Source organism: Caulobacter sp. X, from assembly GCF_002742635.1.
GTDB lineage: Bacteria > Pseudomonadota > Alphaproteobacteria > Caulobacterales > Caulobacteraceae > Caulobacter.
This window is the reverse complement of sequence record NZ_PEGF01000003.1, coordinates 45,973-62,218: the sequence shown is the minus strand read 5'-3', so window position 1 is coordinate 62,218 and position 16,246 is coordinate 45,973. Positions and strand designations below refer to the sequence as shown.

General features: G+C 65.7%; 16 protein-coding genes. 11 read left to right on the top strand and 5 right to left on the bottom strand.

The features are described 5' to 3' along the window. Position 1: 1 nt before the first annotated feature. Positions 2-1,021: a zinc-binding dehydrogenase gene (locus CSW60_RS22145; protein WP_099539256.1), complete on the top strand. Its 1,020-nt coding sequence runs from the start codon at positions 2-4 to the stop codon at positions 1,019-1,021. A 10-nt stretch (positions 1,022-1,031) separates the two neighbouring features. Here the strand turns inward: CSW60_RS22145 and CSW60_RS22140 are convergent, their stop codons facing one another. Genes CSW60_RS22140 through CSW60_RS22125 form a run of 4 tightly spaced genes read right to left on the bottom strand, consistent with a single transcriptional unit; the run spans position 1,032 to position 4,300 of the window. After that, on the bottom strand, positions 1,032-1,421 hold the full coding sequence (locus CSW60_RS22140; protein ID WP_099539255.1) for a cupin domain-containing protein: 390 nt from the start codon (positions 1,419-1,421) through the stop codon (positions 1,032-1,034). Between the two features lie 2 nt (positions 1,422-1,423). Then, a complete protein-coding gene (locus tag CSW60_RS22135) occupies positions 1,424-2,200 on the bottom strand; it encodes an SDR family NAD(P)-dependent oxidoreductase (protein WP_369801047.1) in 777 nt (258 codons plus the stop codon). After that, positions 2,188-3,207 carry a zinc-binding dehydrogenase gene (locus tag CSW60_RS22130; protein WP_099539253.1) on the bottom strand — a complete coding sequence of 340 codons (1,020 nt, stop codon included), beginning with the start codon at positions 3,205-3,207 and terminating at the stop codon, positions 2,188-2,190. The genes CSW60_RS22135 and CSW60_RS22130 overlap by 13 nt, the downstream gene beginning before the upstream one ends. 13 nt (positions 3,208-3,220) lie before the next feature. Further along, a complete protein-coding gene (locus CSW60_RS22125; RefSeq protein WP_201723115.1) occupies positions 3,221-4,300 on the bottom strand; it encodes a mandelate racemase/muconate lactonizing enzyme family protein in 1,080 nt (359 codons plus the stop codon). A 130-nt stretch (positions 4,301-4,430) separates the two neighbouring features. Here CSW60_RS22125 and CSW60_RS22120 point away from each other — a divergent pair, with 130 nt between their 5' ends. From CSW60_RS22120 to CSW60_RS22095, 6 genes are all read left to right on the top strand, one after another. Beyond that, positions 4,431-5,483 carry an SMP-30/gluconolactonase/LRE family protein gene (locus CSW60_RS22120; protein ID WP_099539252.1) on the top strand — a complete coding sequence of 351 codons (1,053 nt, stop codon included), beginning with the start codon at positions 4,431-4,433 and terminating at the stop codon, positions 5,481-5,483. A 189-nt stretch (positions 5,484-5,672) separates the two neighbouring features. Beyond that, positions 5,673-7,292 (top strand): MFS transporter, encoded by a 1,620-nt coding sequence (locus CSW60_RS22115; protein WP_099539251.1) that lies wholly within the window; start codon positions 5,673-5,675, stop codon positions 7,290-7,292. A gap of 3 nt (positions 7,293-7,295) precedes the next feature. Then, entirely contained in the window at positions 7,296-8,072 is a 777-nt protein-coding gene (locus CSW60_RS22110; RefSeq protein ID WP_201723114.1) for an SDR family oxidoreductase, read from the top strand. A gap of 19 nt (positions 8,073-8,091) precedes the next feature. Continuing rightward, complete coding sequence (locus tag CSW60_RS22105; protein WP_099539250.1) at positions 8,092-9,240, top strand: mandelate racemase/muconate lactonizing enzyme family protein; 1,149 nt, start codon at positions 8,092-8,094, stop codon at positions 9,238-9,240. Positions 9,241-9,272: 32 nt separating this feature from the next. Beyond that, positions 9,273-10,535 carry an MFS transporter gene (locus CSW60_RS22100; protein ID WP_099539385.1) on the top strand — a complete coding sequence of 421 codons (1,263 nt, stop codon included), beginning with the start codon at positions 9,273-9,275 and terminating at the stop codon, positions 10,533-10,535. A gap of 4 nt (positions 10,536-10,539) precedes the next feature. Beyond that, on the top strand, positions 10,540-11,145 hold the full coding sequence (locus CSW60_RS22095) for a GntR family transcriptional regulator (protein ID WP_099539384.1): 606 nt from the start codon (positions 10,540-10,542) through the stop codon (positions 11,143-11,145). A gap of 34 nt (positions 11,146-11,179) precedes the next feature. Here the strand turns inward: CSW60_RS22095 and CSW60_RS22090 are convergent, their stop codons facing one another. Then, positions 11,180-12,190 (bottom strand): LacI family DNA-binding transcriptional regulator, encoded by a 1,011-nt coding sequence (locus CSW60_RS22090; protein WP_255409027.1) that lies wholly within the window; start codon positions 12,188-12,190, stop codon positions 11,180-11,182. A gap of 92 nt (positions 12,191-12,282) precedes the next feature. Between CSW60_RS22090 and CSW60_RS22085 the strand changes: the two genes are divergently transcribed. Genes CSW60_RS22085 through CSW60_RS22070 form a run of 4 tightly spaced genes read left to right on the top strand, consistent with a single transcriptional unit; the run spans position 12,283 to position 16,176 of the window. Beyond that, the gene (locus CSW60_RS22085; RefSeq protein WP_236634347.1) at positions 12,283-13,287 is read left to right on the top strand and encodes a phosphotransferase family protein; all 1,005 of its coding nucleotides are present in this window, start codon (positions 12,283-12,285) and stop codon (positions 13,285-13,287) included. Continuing rightward, positions 13,284-14,588 carry a phosphopyruvate hydratase gene (gene eno, locus CSW60_RS22080; protein WP_099539248.1) on the top strand — a complete coding sequence of 435 codons (1,305 nt, stop codon included), beginning with the start codon at positions 13,284-13,286 and terminating at the stop codon, positions 14,586-14,588. Before CSW60_RS22085 ends, eno begins: the two co-directional genes overlap by 4 nt. After that, positions 14,585-15,430, top strand: coding sequence for a fumarylacetoacetate hydrolase family protein (locus CSW60_RS22075; protein ID WP_099539247.1), 846 nt, complete (start codon positions 14,585-14,587; stop codon positions 15,428-15,430). The genes eno and CSW60_RS22075 overlap by 4 nt, the downstream gene beginning before the upstream one ends. Next, complete coding sequence (locus CSW60_RS22070; RefSeq protein ID WP_099539246.1) at positions 15,427-16,176, top strand: SDR family NAD(P)-dependent oxidoreductase; 750 nt, start codon at positions 15,427-15,429, stop codon at positions 16,174-16,176. The genes CSW60_RS22075 and CSW60_RS22070 overlap by 4 nt, the downstream gene beginning before the upstream one ends. Positions 16,177-16,246 lie beyond the last annotated feature (70 nt).

Genomic DNA, 16,246 nt, shown 5'->3' with positions numbered 1-16,246 from the left:
CATGCCCGTTGCGACCAAGCTTGTTGCCCCCGGCCAGATCGAGGTTGGCGAGGCCAACCCCGCCGGACCGCTACCCGAGGGGTGGGTGCGTCTGCACCTGGCGCGGGCCGGGATCTGTGGAACCGACATGCACTATTTCAAGCATTTCGGGAACGCAGGCTTTCCGCTGCAAAACCCCGTCTCTCTGGGTCACGAGGCTTGCGCTTATGTCCTGGATCCCAACGGCAGCGACCTACCCGAGGGGGCGCTGGTGGCGGTCAATCCGATCATCGGCTGCGGTCGCTGCGAATACTGCCAGTCGGGTCAGGAGAACCTCTGCACCGACAAGAAATTCCCGGGCTCGGCTTTGACGGTGCCGCATATCGACGGTTTCTTCCAGGAAGTCTTCGCCTTCCCGGCCGCCTGCTGCCACCCGGCCCCCGAGGGGGTCACGCCGGCCGAGCTGGCTTTCACCGAGCCGCTGGCCTGTTCGCTCCACGCGGTCAATCTGGCCGAGGTCGGCCCGGGCAGCCAGGTGCTGGTCATGGGCTGTGGGCCGATGGGCCTGCTGGCCGCGATCGGGGCCTTGGCCAAGGGCGCCACAGTCGACTGCGCCGACATGAAGCCCGAACTGGTCGAGAAGGCCGTCAAGCTCGGCGCCCGGACCGGCTATCTCATCGGTGGCGATTCCGAGCCGGTTCCGACCCTGCGCTATGACTGCGTGGTCGAGGCCACGGGCGCCATCCCGGCGTTCAACCTGGCCATGAAGGCGGCGCGCAAGGGCGGTGCGGTCGCGGTCGTCTCGACGCTGCAGCCGGGCGCCAATGGGGTCGATCTGAACCTGATCATGCTGAAGGAGCTCAGCATCATCGGCGCGTTCCAGTTCAATCGCGAATTCCGCGAAGCGATGGCGATCATCGCTTCGGGTCAGTTCGATTTTTCGTTGCTGATCGGCCGGACCTTCCCGCTGGAAGAGGCCCGTGAAGCGTTCGCCCTGGCCACGTCGGGCCAGGCCGGTGGCAAGGTTCAGTTCTCGATCTGAACCTTGCCGATCAGGCGCCGAGATCCAGGCCGATCCACTCGAGCGGCTCGGGCCCGGTATTGATCCATCCGTGGCGGGCGTTGGGCGGGAAGTCGATCAACGTCCCCGGCTGGTAGGCCAGAGACGTTTCGGGGACATCGACCGTGGCGCGCATCAGCGTCAGCAGGCCGGTCCCCGACACCACCAAGGCGATGTAGCGCGACCCGGCGGCATGAGGCGGAACCTCGACGCCGGGTTCAACGCGTCCGCGCGCCAGGGTGACCCCCTTGCTCTCGATCGAGAGCAAGGGGGCGTAGAATACATGGAGATCGGCGATGACCTCCAGGGGCGGCAAGGCGGACTGCGTGACGCGCGGCGCTTGGTCCGCGCCGTCCTCGATCGTGTAGAGCGCGAGATCCATGATCAGCGCCCCATCCAGCCGCCGTCGATCAACAGTGTCGCGCCATGCATATAGTTCGACGCCGGCGAGGCCAGGAACACGACCGGGCCCTTGAAGTCGTCGGGCTCGCCCCAGCGGCCGGCCGGGATACGGGCCAGGATCGAGTCCGCCCGCGCCTTGTCGGCGCGCAGGGCCTCGGTGTTGTCGGTCGAGATATAGCCAGGCGCGATGGCGTTGACGTTGACGCCCTTGGCCGCCCACTCGTTGGCGAAGGCCATGGTCAGCTGGTGGACGCCGCCCTTGCTGGCCGCATAGCCCGGAACATTGATCCCGCCCTGGTAGGACAGCAGCGAGGCGGTGAAGATCACCTTGCCGCCGCCCTGAGCGATCATCCGCTTACCGACCTCGCGGGTCAGCCGGAACTGGGCGCTGAGGTTCACCTCGATGACCGTGTCCCAGAGGTCGTCGGGATGCTCGGCCGCCGGGGCGCGCATGATCGTGCCGGCGTTGTTGACCAGGATGTCGATCCGCGGATGGTCCAGCAGGATGGTCGCCAGCGTCTCATCGAACGCGGCGCGATCGGCGAAATCGCATTTGTATCCGGCGAATGCGCGCCCGGCCGCCTTGATTGCCTTGGCGACCTCGTCGGTGGCCGGATCCAGCGAGGCGGAGACGCCGATGATGTCGGCGCCGGCCTCGGCCAGCGCCACGGCCATCGCCATGCCGATTCCACGGCGACAGCCCGTGACGAGCGCCACCTTACCGGTCAGGTCGAACATCTTGTCGCTCAATGGCTGCACTCCAACAGGGTTTTCATGCCGGGGTCGGCGCTGTCCATGGCCTCGAAGGCCTTTTGGATTTCGTCGATCGGGCGCACCGAGGTGATCAGGGCGTCGACGTCGACCGCGCCGCTGGCGATCAACTCGATGGCTGCGTCGAAGTCGACGGCTTCATAGACGCGCGCGCCGACCAGCTCCAATTCGCGCCAGAAGAACCTGAAGAGGTCGACCTGCGGCTTGCTGGAGTGGATCGCGACCATGCAGATCCGGCCGCGCGTCGCGGCGATGTCGGTCATGGCTGTCACCGTGGCCTGAACGCCCGCAACCTCGAACACCACGTCCGCGCCCTTGCCCTCGGTCCATTCGGTCACATGCGCGGCCAGGTCGCCGGTGGTCGGATCGAAGGCGGCAAAGCCCGCGTCGGCCGCGTATTGACGGCGCACGGCGGTCGGTTCGGAGATCAGAACCTCGGCGCCGCGCGCCTTGGCGACCAACGCGATCAACTGACCGATCGGGCCGCCGCCCAGCACGACGACGCGTTCGCCGGCCTGCACTCGCGCCCGGGCCACATCGTGGCAAGCGACCGCCAGCGGCTCGACGAGGGCGCCGCGACGCAGGTCGATCGACGCCGGCAGCTTGTGCAGGGTGCGGGCCTTCACCGTCCAGAACGACTGCAGCGCGCCCGACGAGTCGATGCCCATGAATTTGAGCTTGTGGCAGACATGCGAATGGCCGGCGTGGCAGGCGGGGCAGTCGCCGCAATAGTCGAGCGGCCGAACGACGACCTGGTCGCCCTTGGCGAAGCCGTCGACGTTGTCGCCCAGATCGGTGATCACGCCGGACATTTCATGGCCGATCACGCCGGGCGGACAGACGCGATGGTCCATGTTCCCGTGATAGACGTGCAGATCGGTGCCGCACAGGCCGACATAGCCGACCTCGAGCGTGACTTCACCGGGACCAGGCCGCAGACGATCACCAGGACCGATCTCAAACCGGCCCTGTCCGACATAGATTGCGCTTTTCATGGCTGTTCTCGCTTCAGGCGACGCGGTGGGCCGCCAACAAACTGTGGTCGAAAGTGACCCCGATGCCCGGCGTCGAAGGCGCTGTAGCCACGCCGTCCACGACCTGCAGGGGGGTTGTGGTGTAGGCGTCGATCGGGAAGGAATGGACTTCGAGAAGCGCCGCGTTCGGCTGGGCCGCCATCAGCGACACGTGCAACTCGTGCATGCCGTGCGAGGCCACCGGCAGCTTCGCCTTGCGGGCCAGTTCGGCTACTTTCAGCCAAGGCGTGATGCCGCCGAGGTTCGAGGCGTCGGGCTGCAGATAGCCGATCTTCGCCCGTGCGACGGCGTTCTCGAACTCGGGCACCGTGCGCCAGTTCTCGCCGGAAGCGAGCGGAATATCGATCGCCTCTGAGACTTCGGCATAGGCGTCCAGATCGTCATGCGCGACCGGCTCTTCGAACCAGGTCAGATCGCAGTCGGCGACGCCGCGCCCGAACTCGATAGCGCTCTGGGCGTCCCAGGAATAGTTGGCGTCGGCCATCAGCGCCTTGTCGGGCCCGATCAGCGCCCGGACCGCCTTCACCCGCGCCACGTCGCGGGCGATTTCGGTTCGCCCCACCTTGAGCTTGATGCCGGTATGGCCGCTGCTCATCTCCCGGGCGACGACGTCCAGCAGGTGTTCGTCGGAATAGCCAAGATCGATCAGGCCGCGGTAGCAGCCCACACGATCGGTCTGACCGCCCGCGGCGCGCCACAGGGGGGTGTTCTCGCGCTTGCACTTTAGGTCCCAGAGCGCGATGTCGACCGCGCCGACGGCGAAGCCGACCACGCCGCCCATGCCCAGATAGTGGAGCGCGCGCAGCTGCCAGCGCCACAGTTCCTCGATGTCGTTGGCGTCCCGCCCGATCAGCAGCGGCGCGATCGCATCGCGGATCAGCGCGACGATGGCGCTTCCGCCGCGGCCGCCGGTGTAGGTGTAGCCGACACCCTCGACGCCGTCGGCGCTGGCGATGCGGCACGTGACCAGTTCGAAATGGGTGTGAAGCCCGTGGCCGGCGTCGGTCAGCGCCTCGCTCAGCGGCACGCGGTAAAGCGCGGGGGCGACGAGCATGATCGAGCGATTTCCCGACTGCACCATTTTTTCGTTGGACCCCATGACACTTTCACCACTGCCTCCTTTTTGATTGTCGAATGTTGACAATCGTGTCAAGGCTTGTCGCGTTAGAGTGGGGAGGCAGCTTATGGCGACGGAAGATCGCTGGGAGGCGTGTGTTTCGCGTCGCGCCGTGTTGGCCGCCGGTGCGCTGTTGGCGTCCGCCGGCGCGGCTGGGCGGCCTCACGCCGAGCAGACTGCAGGCCCCTCCGAGGCGTTTCGCGTCGATCGCTTCTCGGCCGCACTCGACAAAATCCTGCCCGTAGACACGAAGATCGAACGCCTCGGCGGCGGTTTCTCGTGGAGCGAAGGGCCCACTTGGGACAGCAAGCGCGGCCGTCTCTATTTTTCGGACATCCCGGCCAATCTGGTCCGGATGTGGAGCCGCGAGGCCGGACTGGGCGTGCTGAGATCACCCGGCGGGTTCGGCGGCGCGCCGGCGTTCGTCATGCCGGGCACAAACGGCCTTCTCTATTTGCGCCCCGACGACAAGGTCCTGATGTGCGACCAGGACAGTCGCTCGATCCTCCTCTACGACCTGACCACGGGCCAGGCCGCGCCGTTCGTGCGGGGACCCAACGCCGATCCGTTCAACAGTCCCAACGACCTGGTCCGCGCTGCGGACGGGACCGTCTATTTTTCGGATCCGCCGACCGGGCTGATCGAAGGCAAGTACGCGCCGTCGCAGAAGCGGAGCGTCAACGGCGTCTATCGCCGGAGTCCGGACGGGCGCGTCGCCCTGGTGGACGGGACCCTGGCCTTTCCGAACGGCGTCGCACTGTCCCCCGACGGCGAGCATCTGTACGTCTCGACGTCCGACAGCGAGGCGCCGCGGATCGTTCGGTATTCGAGCCAAAGCGGGGAGTGGCGGCGTGACGCGGGCGTCTGGTTCGACATGCGCGTCTTCCAGGCGGACGGCAGCCCCGGCATGCCGGACGGCCTGAAGGTCACGACCGAAGGCGTGCTTTTCGCCACCGCGCCCGGCGGCGTGGCCATCATCGATCCCGAGGGCAAGGCGCTGGGGCGCATCGTCACCGGAAAGGCGACCGGCAACTGTTGTTTCGGCGAGCAGGGCTCAACCCTGTTCATCACCGCCCATGACGTGCTCCTTCGCGTGGAGACCCAAGTGAAGGGTCTCTAGGGCGTCACTCGGAATTGTTGACAATTGACGCGCGGCGAGCGCTAGACGAGGAAGCCGGCGCCGCCCGGGAGGATAGATGAGTCAGACGCTGTTGTCCGGACACCCCCTAAATGGCGCGGTTGTCGTTTTCCATCCGCTTTCGTACGGCCAACAGCGGCTGTTCCAATCCCATATTCGGAAGTTCCACTGATGGCCGGTCCCGTAGTCAGCACCCCTTCGGGGGCGGTGAGCCAAGTCCAAACCAATCGACGGGCCCTGATCCTGGCGATCATGGTGTGTTTCGGCGGCTTCGTGTTCGGCCTGGACGCCGCTCTGATCTCCGGCACCAAGGCCTACATCATCGAGAAACTGCATACCGACGCCATCGGCTTCGGCTATGCGGTCAGTTCGCCGGCGCTGGGCGTGGTGCTGGCGTTGCTCGTGACCGGAACGGTCTGCGACCGTTTGGGTCGGCGCAGGACCTTGCTGATCATCGGCTGGCTCTATCTACTTTCGGTGCTGCTGGCCGTCGTCTCGCAGAACATCGCCCAGTTGGTCGCCGCGCGCTTCCTGGGCGGATTGGCGTTCGCCTCGCTCTCGGTGTCCTCGATGTATGTCGGCGAAATCGCCCCGCCGGCCCGACGCGGCCTGCTCGTGGCCGTCAACCAGCTGAACATCGTCGTCGGCCTCTTCGTGGCCTATCTGGCCAACTACTTCATTCAGGGTTGGGTCACCGACGGAAGTCCGATCGCGGTCAGCACCGGGATGGCCCAGTACACGTGGCAGTGGATGCTGGGGGTTCAGATCCCGCCGTCGATCCTTTGGGTGCTCTTCCTGATGCGTGTCCCCGAGAGCCCGCGCTGGCTGATGCTCAAAGGGCGCGTCGAAGAAGCCCGCACGGTCATGAGTGGATTGATCGGACCGGGCGAGGTCGAGCAGGCGCTTACCGAGATCGATCAGACCATTCGCTCGGAAACGACCGAGGGCGAGGCCGGCACACTGCAGAAGCTTCGAGAAATGTTCTCGCCCAGCATCCGCAAGGCGGCCGTGATCGGGTTCATTATCGCCGCCATCCAGCCGGCGACCGGCATCAACGCGATCATGTTCTATGCGCCCTACGTGGTCGAACAGGCGGGCGTCGGCGCCGACGCCTCGTTCCTGGTGCCCGTCGTGAACGGCGTTTTCAGCATCATCGCCACGTCCCTGGCGCTGGTCTTCATCGATCGGGTGGGGCGTCGCACCATTCTGCTGGGCGGCCTGAGCGTCGCGGCCGCGAGCCTGATCGCCTGTTCTTTGGCGTTCGCCACCGCGACCTATCAACTGCCGGCCGAACGCGTCGCCGAACTGCCGGCCTCGATCGACCGCGCGGCCCTGCAGCCCCTGGTCGGCAAGTCCTTCCCGAGCGATGTCGTGCTGAAGCGCGAACTGGCGAACACGTTGGGGGCCGAGGTCGCCCAGGCCAATGAAGCCGAACTGCTGAAGGCGGCCACCTCGCTGAACATCCCGCTGGTGCTGATCGGCATCGCCGCCTTCGTCACGGCGTTCCAGTTTTCCATCGGGCCGATCATGTGGGTGATTCTGTCGGAGATCTTTCCGACCGCCGTGCGGGGCGTGGCCATCCCGACCTGCGCGCTTGCGACCAGTCTGGTGAACTACGCCGTGCAGCAGCTGTTCCCCTGGCAACTGATCAGCTTTGGCGCCGCGTCGGTGTTTGGCGTCTACGCGGCGTTCGTTGTCGCCGGCTTGCTGGTGCTCTGGAAAATGCTGCCCGAGACCCGCGGCAAAACCATCGAAGAGGTCGCGCGCGAACTCAGCGCGTGGAGGCGTTAAGTCATGATGCAAGACAAATTTCTGAACGGTAAGTCGATCGTCGTCACTGGCGGCGGCGCGGGCATCGGATGGGGCATAGTCCAGGCCTGCTGCGCGGCGGGCGCGCGGGTGGTGTTCTGCCAGCGCAGCAATGGCGAGGACCGGGCGCAGGCGCTGCGCGCCCAAGGCCATGACGTGACCTTCATGCCCTGCGACATCTCCTCGATCGAAAGCCTGAAGGCCTTCGCCGAGGCCGCCAAGGACCATCTGACGACCGTGGACGGCTTGATCAACAACGCCGGTGTCACCATCGAAGGTGATTTCCTCGAGTTCTCGATCGCGGACGCCGACAGGCTCTGGAATACGAACGTCCGGTCGATGTTCCTGCTCACCCAGTGGCTTGCGCCGGTCATGCCGCGCGGCGCGGCGATCGTGAACGTCTCGTCCAACCACGGGACCTCCAGCGTCGCCGGCTATGAAATGTATGCGGCGACCAAGGGCGCCATTTCGGCCATGACCCGGGCGATGGCCTGGAGCCTGGGCAAGCGCGGCATCCGCGCCAACACGCTAAGTCCTGGCTTGACGCGCACCGAGGCGGTGCAAGGTGTGATCGACCGCTCGCCGAGCCTGGAGACCGGCTTCAACGCCATGCACGCCGACGGCGGGTTCGCGACGATCGAGGAAATCGGGGCCATCGCGGCTTTTTTGGTGTCAGAACGCGCCAGTGCGATGACGGGAGCCGAGCTTCTGGCCGACCACGGCATGGCTGCGCAGCTGTGCCGCGACGATGACCTGAAATAGCGCTCGGAAGGCAGTTCGCATGAAAATCACCGCTGTAACCGCTTATCCCGTCTGGGCCGGGCACCGAAATCTCTGTCTGGTAAAGGTCGAGACGGACGAAGGGCTCTTCGGTTGGGGGGAATCGGGATTGTCGAGCCGGGAGCAGGCGGTCGCCGCGATGGTAGGACACTTCCGCGAGTTCCTGATCGGCAAGGACGCCCGGAATATCGGCGCCCTATGGCAGGAGATGTACCGCGGGCAGTATTTCGAAGGCGGCCGCACCATCACCGCGGCGATCTCCGCGATCGATATCGCCCTGTGGGATATCGCCGGCAAGGCGTTGGGTGTACCGATCCATCGTCTGCTGGGCGGCGCCCAGCGCGACCGGATCCCGTGCTTCATCACCAGCACGGCGGCGCACGGCGAGGCGATGATTGCCGACATGGTCGCGCTCAAGTCGCGGGGCTGGGACTGCATTCGCGCCACGGTCGGCGAGGCCAAGCCCAGCGGGCATATCTATGATCCCCGGCAGGCGATCGCCCAAGCGGCGGGCGCGCTGGTCGAGGCGCGACAGGAGCTCGGCTCCGCGGTCACCCTGGGCATCGACTTCCATCACCGACTGCAGGTCGCCGAGGCCGCCAGCTTTTGTCAGCGGATGCCGTCGGGCACCCTCGACTTTCTGGAGGAGCCCATTCGGCAGCAATGTCCGGGGGCCTATCGTACGCTTCGCGACATGACAGCCGTGCCCTTCGCGATCGGCGAGGAGTTCGCCAGCAAGTGGGATTTCCTGCCGTACATCGAAGGCGGGCTAACCAATTTCGCCCGGGTGGACATCTGCAATGTCGGCGGGTTCACCGAGGCCATGAAGATCGCCGCCATGGCCGAGGCGCATTATATCGACCTCATGCCGCACGATCCGCTGGGGCCGATCTGCACGATGGCGACCATCCACATGTCGGCGGCGGCGCCGAACCTGGCCTGGCAGGAAGTCGACCCCTACGGCCTGGACATGACGGACTACGACCGGATGTTCCCGGACAGGCCGCAGCTGGACGGCGCGTCATTCGCCGTTCCGCAAGCGCCGGGCCTTGGCCTGACGGTGGACGAAGACGCGGTCGCCGCAGCCCATTTTGCGTATTGGGAACCGCCAAGGCGCTACAAGCCTGATGGGTCTTACACCAATTGGTAGGGCGCAGCGTCCTGCCGTCGCAGCGGTTCGTCATGCTGCTGGCCCTCTTCGTCACGGTCGTGATCAACTATCTCGACCGGACGAACATCGCCATCGCGGCGATCGATCTGACGCGCAGTCTTGGGCTGTCCAGCGTGCAGATGGGGTTGGTGTTCTCGGCCTTCGCCTGGTCCTATTCCCTGTGCCAAATCCCCGGCGGAATCTTGGCGGACCGGATCGCGCCGCGCATCCTCTATCCGGTGCTGCTCGGTCTCTGGTCCCTCGTCACCATGTTGCAGGGCCTGGCCGGTTCGGTCTTGTTGCTGCTGGTCTGCCGCGTGCTGATCGGCGCGTTTGAAGCGCCGTCCTATCCGATCAACAATCGGGTGGTGACGAGCTGGTTCTCGACACGGGAGCGGGCGGGCGCGATCGGGTTCTACACCTCCGGGCAATTTCTTGGCCTCGCTGTACTGGCGCCGGTGCTTGTCGCGTTTCAGGCCCACTTCGGCTGGCGCTGCCTATTCTACGCTTGCGGTCTACTAGGATTGGCCTGGGCCGGCGTTTGGTTCGCCATCTACCGCGACCCGCAGGCGGATACGCGCGTCAGTCGGACGGAGCTTGAGGCCTTACGGGCCTCGGGCGCCGCCGTCGACTGGGGCGGCTCGAGACGCAAGGCCCTCCTGCCTTCGTTGAAGGAGATCTGGTCCGCCTTCGCCAATCGGCGGATGCGGGGCGTCTATCTGGGCCAGTTCTGCATCGGAACCGTCAGCATCTTCTTCCTGACTTGGTTTCCGACCTATCTGGTCCAGGCGCGCGGGATCGCCTTCGACAAGGTCGGGTTCATGGCCGGCGTTCCGTTCCTCTGCGCCCTGGCCGGGGTGCTGCTGTCCGGCGCCATCTCTGACTGGCTTGTGCGCCGGGGCGTCGGCGCCGGGATCGCACGCAAGGGGCCCGTCATTACGGGCATTCTCCTCTCGTGCCTTATCCTGGGGGCGCTGTGGGCGAAGTCGAACGACGTGGCGCTGGTGCTGATGTCCATTGCCTTCTTCGGCAATGGCATGGCATCGATCACCTGGATCTTCGTCTCGTTGCTCGCGCCGCGTGACCAGCTCGGGCTCGTGGGCGGGGTTTTCAACCTGGTCGGAGGCCTGTCGGCTGCCGTAACGCCCACGGTGATCGGTGTTCTGGTCAGGGCGCAGGACTTTTCCGGAGCGCTGATTTACGTGACAGCGGTTACCCTAATCGGCTTGGCTGCCTATACATTCTGGGTCGGACCCTTGGACGAGCGGACCGAGTCGGCGAAAGAATTGGACTGAAGTGATGCAGCAAACGACCGTTTTGGCAGTCAAGGAGCAGATCGCCGAGCGTCTTCGCTCCGAGATCATTTCCGGCGAGCTCGCTCCTAATCAGAAGCTCACAGAGATCGAGCTCGCCGAACGATTTGGCGTCTCGCGCGGACGTATACGGGACGTCCTCTTCGAGCTGTCCAAGGAGGGGCTGCTCGTCCTGCGCGCCAACAAGGGCACCTCCGTCGCTGATGTCGCCCCGCCGGACGTGCAGGCGCTGTTGATCAAACTCCGACTGTCGATCGAGACGTTCGCGGTTCGACAAGCCATCAAGAGACCCGGCGAAGAACTGGAGAAAAGCTTCAAGCGCGCCCTGGCCGATCTGGCTCAGAGCTTCCAATCTGGCAATTTCGCCGAGGTGACCAAGGCCGACATCGCCTGTCACCGCTCGATTGTCCGCGCGGGCGGCGGTGAGGACCTCGTGAACCTCTGGCAGCCGGTGATCATGCGGATGCGCATGAACTATCAGCGCATCACCACGCCCGAAGAGTCGATCGCTGAACATGAGGCGATCTACAACGCCATCCTGGCGGGCGACGAGGATGCGGCGATCGCAGCGTTGCAGGCCAACGTCCGATAGCCGGCGCACGGGTCTGGACCCGTGCCCTGGTCGTCTAAGGGCGATTGATCGCCCGGGAGGACCGGCGAACGACCAGTCGAGCGTCGTGGGTCATGCGCTGGGCCGGCGGCGGGCTGACGGCGGTCGCCAGATCGAAAGCCGAGCGCGCCAGCGCGTCGATGGGCAGGGCGATGGACGAGACGCCGCCGCACAGCCAGCTGTAGATCGTCGGGTCCCCGTAGCCCACGAAGGCGAGATCGTCGCCGAGCGCGATGTTGGCCTCCAGCAGCTGCTCGATGGCGCCGCGGGTGATTTCAACACCGCCGCAAAGGATCGCCGTAGGACGAGCCTGGCTGGCGAGCAGCGTCCTGACGGCGTCGCGACCGTGGCCGTAGACCGGCGGGCCGGCGATGACCCTCTCAGGCGGCGTAGCGAGAGAAGCGGCGTGCATGGCCCGAAGGAAAGCGTCATGACGGCTACGACCCGTCGACAGCGCCGTCGTCGGGCCGATGAAGGCGATCTCCTGATGTCCCGCGTTCGCGAGGTGGGACACCGCCTGTGCGATGGCGCCTTGATCGTCGATCTCGACGGCGGCGGCCGGCGGGGCGTCGGACGGCGTTCTTGTCAGAAACAGCAAGCGCATGCCCGAGCCGATCGGGCCGGCCAGGCCATAGTGACCGCGGACCGTGGGCACGATGATCGCCGTATCGGCGTGCAGGCCCCGAAGCTGGGTCAGCGCCTGCCTTTCTCTATCTTCGTCCTCGCCGGTCAGATGGATGACCAGGTTGAGCCGCTGCTGGGCGCAAAGGTCGCCGAACGCCTGGGCGAACTGGGCATAGAACTCATTGACGATATTAGGCAGCAGCAGGCCGACGGCGCCGGACTTCAGGCCGCGCAGCGACTTGGCGGAAGCCGACTGAACATAGCCGGCTTCGGTCGCAAGCTTGAGCACCCGTTCGCGCACGTTCGCGCTGACATTGGGGTGGTCGTTGAGCGCCCGAGAGACGGTCATGTGTGACATCCCAAGCTCGCGCGCTAGGGTTTTGAGGGTGACCTTGGCTGGCACGATCTGGGTTCTCAGGCACGCATGATTTCTCTTGCGACAATACGGCTATTCGTGCAATAGCGCCATTGTTCACGTGAACAATATTGGTTTTCATGGTTGAGCCTGAGCTATTTGACCGTTGTCATCGTTTGATGGGCGAGCTGGGTCTAACGCGGCCAGGTGCGTCGATCAGCGTGCGCCCGCTGACGGGGGGAGTTTCCTCCGACGTCCTGCGGGTCGACACCGACCATGGCCGCTACTGTGTCAAGTTCGCTCTGGAACAGCTTCGGGTCTCAGCTGACTGGAAGGCGCCGGTGCATCGCAACGCTGCCGAGTATCGCTGGCTCGAGTTCGTTGCGGCCTTCGCGCCGGACAATGTCCCCAAGCTCTTCGGGCGCAGCGCCGCACTTGGCGGGTTTGCCATGGAGCTCCTGGATGCTCCCGACCTGCGGAATTGGAAAACGGATCTGTTGGCCAATCGGCCCAGGGAGGCTGACGTTCGAGGCCTCGCTCGACTGATCGGAATGATCCATGCCCGCTCGTCAGCGGAGGAGGGGCTGGCGACAAAGTTCGCCAACCAGGAGGACTTCGAAGCGCTGCGGATCGAGCCCTATCTGCGTAGCTTGATCGTCGTCTACCCGAAACTGACGGAGCCGATCGGTCGCATGGCGCAGGACCTGGCGCTCGCCCGGACGGTCCTGGTCCATGGCGATGTCAGTCCCAAGAACATCCTGTTTGTCGGCGCTCGCCCGGTCTTGCTCGACGCCGAGTGCGCGACGATGGGCGACCCCGTGTTCGACGTCGCCTTTTGCCTGAACCACTTCTTGCTCAAGGCCATCCGTGCGCCGGCACGCGCGCGCGCCTTGCTGGATGCTGTTCGCCACTTTCTGGACGAATATGGCCAGGCGCTGACGTGGGAGGATCAAAGCGCCTTCGAGGTGCGGCTCGCGCGTCTTCTCCCCATGCTCCTACTCGCCCGCATCGATGGCAAATCGCCGGTCGAATACCTGGATGAGGTCCAACGACAGGCCGTCCGGAGCCTGGCCGTGCCGCTCATCGCCGGGCCGCCCGAGACTGTTGGCGCAATCTTGACCGCATTTGAAGGGGACCTGCATTGAGCAAGGCCGCAATCGAGAAAATCGTTGGCCGGCGCATCTGGGATTCCCGCGGTCGTCCGACCGTGGAAGTCGAGGTGACGCTTGCGGGCGGAGCGCAGGGGCGGGCCATCGCACCGGCCGGGGCCTCGCGCGGCCGTCGCGAGGCGATCGACCTGCGAGACGGTGGCGAGCGATTGGCCGGACTCGATGTCAGCCACGCGGTCGAGAATGTGAACGGGCCGATCGCTGCGGCGCTGAGCGGACGGGACGCTTGCGATCAGCGGGACATCGACGCGGCGCTGTGCGCGCTCGACGGCACGGCCAACAAGAGCAAGCTCGGCGGAAATGCGATGGTCGCGACCTCGCTCGCCGTCCTGCACGCCTCGGCCGCCGCCGCCGGGACGCCGTTGTGGCGGCGTGTCGCAGATCTCTATGGGCGCCGTCCCAGCCTGCCGCTTCCGGAGATCCAGATCTTCGGTGGCGGGGCCCATGCGGGGCGTCGGGTCGACATCCAGGACTTCATGGTCATGGTCCCTGGTGCGCGTGCCTTCGAAGAGGTGATGGAGATCACGTCTCGGATCTATTGGGCCGCCGGCAAGGTGATGGAGGAGCGCGGTGGCCTTGCGGGCGTCGCCGACGAAGGGGGCTGGTGGCCGAACTTCACGTCCAACGAGGAAGCGCTCGACTGCCTGATGCGCGCCATCGAAGGCGCTGGCGAAACCCCCGGCGATCGGGTGGTGATCTCGCTCGACATCGCGGCCTCGGAGTTCTTCGTTGATGGGCGCTATGTGCTGGCCCTGGAGGGGCGGGCGCTCGGGTCCGATGACATGGCGGCGATGCTGGAAGGTTGGCTCGACCGGTATCCTATCGCGTCGATCGAAGATCCGCTCGCCGAGGACGACCGCAACGGGATGATCGCCTTCACCCAGGCCTTTGGTGACCGGGTGCAGATCATTGGCGACGACTATCTGGTGACGAACGCCGCGCTGGTCGACCAGGCCGCGGCGGATGGCGCGTGCAACGCCGTCCTGATCAAGGTCAACCAGGCTGGAACGGTGAGCGAGGCTGCGGAGGCGTTCGCGGCCGCCGGTCGTCATGGCTTTGGCGCGATCGTCTCGGCGCGCTCGGGCGAGACCGAAGACGTCTCGATCAGTCACCTGGCCGCGGGGTTGGACGCCGCGCAGCTGAAGGTGGGCTCGTTCACGCGCTCCGAGCGCATGGCCAAATGGAATGAATGCCTGCGCATGCAGAGCGCGCCCGGCATGGGCGGCTTTGTCGGCGGTCGGGCCCTGGCGAACACCTGGTGGGGGAAGAAGCAATGAAGTTCATGCGGTTTGGCGAGCAAGGCGGCCCCAAGACCCCCTGCGTCCTGGATGCGGACGGCGCGCTCCGAGACATCTCCGGCTTGGTCGGCGACATCGGCCCGGCGACGCTTGGCGGGGCCTTGGCCGACGCCGTGACGGGCGCGGACCTGGCGAGCCTTCCCGTGTTCGACGCGGCGAAGGTTCGAACGGCGCCGCCCATAGCCCAGCCCAAGAACATCTGGTGCGTCGGTCTCAACTACTCGGATCACGCCGCCGAGGCCGGTTTGCCGGTGCCCAAAGAGCCGATCCTGTTCAACAAGTCGAGCGGGACGTTCTGCGGTCCGTACGACCCCATCCTGCGCAGCCCCGAAATGACCAAGCTCGACTGGGAAGTCGAGCTGGGCATCGTCATCGGCAAGCCCGCTCTGCGGATCAGCCGGGACCAGGCGGCGGACTGCATCTTTGGATATGTCGTGGTCAACGACGTCTCCGAGCGCGCCTGGCAGATGGAGCGCGAGGGGCAGTGGGTGAAGGGCAAGAGCTTCCCGAACTTCTGCCCGGTCGGCCCCTGGCTGGTTACCGCCGACGAGGTCGACGCCGGCGATCTGTCGATGTGGCTGGATGTCGACGGGGAGCGGATGCAGACCGGTTCGACCTCGACCATGATCTTCGATCCGCTGACCATCGTCTCCTATATGAGCGAGTTCTGCCGGCTTGAGCCGGGCGACTTGATCTGCACCGGCACGCCGCCTGGCGTCGGCGCGGGCATGTCGCCGCAACGCTGGCTGAAGGCCGGCGAGACGGTGACCCTGGGCATCGAAGGATTGGGCCAGCAGCGACAGAAGGTGACCTCGCTATGAGCGCGGATCGCGAATTCTCCGGCAAACATGCGGTGATCACCGGCGGCGCCCGAGGCATGGGGTTCGCCGCTGCCCAGCGCCTGCTTGCGGCGGGCGGCACGGTCACCCTGTGGGACGTCAACGCCGAGGCCCTCGAATCCGCGCAGGCCCGTCTGGGCGAGGGTGCGGCGGTCGCGGTCGTCGACATCGCGGACTACGCCGCGGTCGAACAGGCGATGGCCGAGGCGGCTCAGGCCGGCGGCGGCGTGCACATTCTGATCAATTGCGCCGGGATTGCCGGCGTCAATGCGCTGGTCGAGGATTTCCCGATCGAGGTCTGGCATAAGGTGATGGCGGTCAATCTGGGCGGGATCTTCCACTGCTGCCGCGCCGCCGTCCCCCATATGCGCCGGGCGGGCTACGGCCGGATCGTCAACCTCGCCTCCGTGGCGGGGAAGGAAGGCAATCCCAACGCCTCGGCCTATTCGGCATCGAAGGCGGGCGTGATCGCCCTGACCAAATCTCTGGGCAAAGAGCTAGCCCGATCCAACATCACCTGTAACGTCGTCACCCCGGCGGTCATCCAGACCGAGATGCTGGCGGACGTGTCAGAAGAGCAGCTGGGCTACATGCTGGCCAAGATCCCCATGGGCCGACCGGGTACCGCCGAAGAGGTCGCCGAGATGATCGCGTTTCTCGCCTCGGACCGCGCCGCGTTTTCAACCGCAGCGGTGTTCGACATGACCGGCGGGCGCTCGACGTACTAGGGATCTACGCGGCGCCAACAACTGAGGGGCGCCGCGAGCGCGAGGACCGGATGACCTCCGCGTTCATCAG

What these genes read in the sequence shown, in the direction of transcription:
- CSW60_RS22145 (WP_099539256.1), top strand. Translation starts at nt 2, where the DNA reads ATGCCCGTTGCGACCAAGCTTGTTGCCCCCGGCCAGATCGAGGTTGGC.
- CSW60_RS22140 (WP_099539255.1), bottom strand. Translation starts at nt 1,421, where the DNA reads ATGGATCTCGCGCTCTACACGATCGAGGACGGCGCGGACCAAGCGCCG.
- CSW60_RS22130 (WP_099539253.1), bottom strand. Translation starts at nt 3,207, where the DNA reads ATGAAAAGCGCAATCTATGTCGGACAGGGCCGGTTTGAGATCGGTCCT.
- CSW60_RS22125 (WP_201723115.1), bottom strand. Translation starts at nt 4,300, where the DNA reads ATGCTCGTCGCCCCCGCGCTTTACCGCGTGCCGCTGAGCGAGGCGCTG.
- CSW60_RS22120 (WP_099539252.1), top strand. Translation starts at nt 4,431, where the DNA reads ATGGCGACGGAAGATCGCTGGGAGGCGTGTGTTTCGCGTCGCGCCGTG.
- CSW60_RS22115 (WP_099539251.1), top strand. Translation starts at nt 5,673, where the DNA reads ATGGCCGGTCCCGTAGTCAGCACCCCTTCGGGGGCGGTGAGCCAAGTC.
- CSW60_RS22110 (WP_201723114.1), top strand. Translation starts at nt 7,296, where the DNA reads ATGATGCAAGACAAATTTCTGAACGGTAAGTCGATCGTCGTCACTGGC.
- CSW60_RS22105 (WP_099539250.1), top strand. Translation starts at nt 8,092, where the DNA reads ATGAAAATCACCGCTGTAACCGCTTATCCCGTCTGGGCCGGGCACCGA.
- CSW60_RS22100 (WP_099539385.1), top strand. Translation starts at nt 9,273, where the DNA reads ATGCTGCTGGCCCTCTTCGTCACGGTCGTGATCAACTATCTCGACCGG.
- CSW60_RS22095 (WP_099539384.1), top strand. Translation starts at nt 10,540, where the DNA reads ATGCAGCAAACGACCGTTTTGGCAGTCAAGGAGCAGATCGCCGAGCGT.
- CSW60_RS22085 (WP_236634347.1), top strand. Translation starts at nt 12,283, where the DNA reads ATGGTTGAGCCTGAGCTATTTGACCGTTGTCATCGTTTGATGGGCGAG.
- CSW60_RS22075 (WP_099539247.1), top strand. Translation starts at nt 14,585, where the DNA reads ATGAAGTTCATGCGGTTTGGCGAGCAAGGCGGCCCCAAGACCCCCTGC.
- CSW60_RS22070 (WP_099539246.1), top strand. Translation starts at nt 15,427, where the DNA reads ATGAGCGCGGATCGCGAATTCTCCGGCAAACATGCGGTGATCACCGGC.